This is a genomic window from Chryseobacterium sp. Leaf394, from assembly GCF_001424105.1.
Lineage (GTDB): Bacteria > Bacteroidota > Bacteroidia > Flavobacteriales > Weeksellaceae > Chryseobacterium.
The window spans coordinates 48,855-50,538 of record NZ_LMQH01000014.1 but is presented as its reverse complement, the minus strand read 5'-3'; the positions used below and the strand labels follow the sequence as shown (position 1 = coordinate 50,538).

Sequence of the window (1,684 nt, the reverse complement as noted above, 5' to 3'; positions counted from 1 at the left end):
CCCGCCGTACCATCTTCCGTCTTCCACGATGTCTTTTTTGTTCATGGCGTAGTTCTTCTGCAGTTTATAATCGTAGAAAAAATTATCAATCAAGCCGTGATGTGACGGATATAACCCCGTAATCAAGCTCCAGTGATTCGGAAAAGTGATACTTGGATAAGACGGAATCATGGCCTTTGCCTGAACACCTTCAGCAGAAAGTTTCAAAAGATTCTGAGCACTGTATTTTTCAGCATAATCGTATCTGAAACCGTCTGCGGAAATCATAATGACATACGGTTTCGACTTCGCTTCTTCACTGTTGATTCTGCCAGAAACTACAACCTGAGCCGTATCAATTTTATTCTGCGAAAATGAAACCGTAAATAATAACAGAAATAAAATTGTGAAATATATTCTCATAAGACCAAAAAAAATTTCTGCAAAAATAAAGGTTTCATTTTAAGTGAAAGTAAAGTGAATATCAAAAGCATATTAAACCAAAAAACTGTCTCTGTAAAAAACTGAATATTTCTCTGAGGAAACTATTTATGTTTGATTTAAAAAATAATTTCTTCGAAAAAACTTTTTAAAATTAGTAGTCAACAAAAAAGAAACTGGACTAAAAAAAATACTCAACATTCCATTTTAAATTTAAAAAACATCTGTATTATTCATCGCATAATTGATAAATATCTACTTTATAGAATTTTAAGTTAATTTTAATTTAATTTTAATTTCTTATCTCTATCTTTGCCTGCTGAAAAACAATATACAAGCGTTGAGGAAAAACATACAGATAAATACTAAAAAAATTCAATATCTTATTTCGCTTTTGATGAAAAGTAAAATAGTGATTGTTGTGTTTTTGCTGTGTGCACAGGGCTTTTTTGCGCAAATAACCGTTACCGGAGGCGCATCTCTATATGTTGACGGAAAAAATCTTTCATCCACTTCCGAAAAATCAGAAAAAGAATTTCATTCTGAAATAATTCTTGTCGGAAAGATAAAAGTGGTCAGCGAAAATCATTATGCTTCCAACGAAATTGTAATTCAAAAGAAAGTTAAAAAGACTGCAGTAAAGAAGTTTGCTAATTTGTCCGGTGAAAAAAAGACGATTGTCAAAAAGATCAGAACCCGGAAAAAAGGAACTCCTGTCTTTACACCTTTTCCCAATGATGATACTTTTTTATCCTCCCATTCAAAGATAAGCTGTCCTGCACTTCCGACCACAACACACGATCTGAAGCTTACAGCAATACTTATTGATTTAAAAAGCAACATAACTCTTTTTCCGGATCGAAAAAAAAGAGTTTTCCGGGACGGAGATTTATTATTTTTTAACCATTACCGCAGTTCTTTAAACGTAAGACCTCCCCCATTTATCGAAGGTACTCCTGACTCCATTTAACCTGTTGCCTTGGCTCAGGAAAATAATCTGTTCTGCGTTATTTCATCAACTCAGGATACAGTACTCTGTGTTATTCGATAAATAAATTTTCCGCGATTTTTTGAAACTTTGTCGTGGGGAATCATTATCGAACCGACATCAGGAAGACCATTACTGCTTTACAAAATGAGAATTATCTGTACGAGTAGTCTATTAAGAAAATATCTAAATTCTGGTGATTTCTACCATCATAAAACTGAATTTCATTTTCCTTACATCAACATTCTCTCTGTAACCGACTGTTTTTTTGATTTA

At 33.1% G+C, this 1,684-nt stretch carries 3 protein-coding genes; 2 read left to right on the top strand and 1 reads right to left on the bottom strand.

Annotation, left to right across the window (positions count from 1 at the left end; translation table 11 throughout):
- Positions 1 to 402: alkaline phosphatase family protein (locus ASG21_RS20645; protein ID WP_241773530.1), on the bottom strand; the 402-nt coding region annotated here is incomplete at its 3' end.
- 415 nt (positions 403 to 817) lie between these two features.
- Between ASG21_RS20645 and ASG21_RS18115 the strand changes: the two genes are divergently transcribed.
- Both ASG21_RS18115 and ASG21_RS20495 read left to right on the top strand, forming a co-directional pair.
- Complete coding sequence (locus tag ASG21_RS18115) at positions 818 to 1,390, top strand: hypothetical protein (protein WP_128414359.1); 573 nt, start codon at positions 818 to 820, stop codon at positions 1,388 to 1,390.
- Between the two features lie 108 nt (positions 1,391 to 1,498).
- On the top strand, positions 1,499 to 1,684 hold a 186-nt coding region (locus tag ASG21_RS20495), incomplete at its 3' end, for a hypothetical protein (RefSeq protein WP_206743180.1).

Bases quoted from the DNA above. Each gene is read 5' to 3' on its own strand.
- ASG21_RS18115 (WP_128414359.1), top strand. From the start codon at position 818: ATGAAAAGTAAAATAGTGATTGTTGTGTTTTTGCTGTGTGCACAGGGC.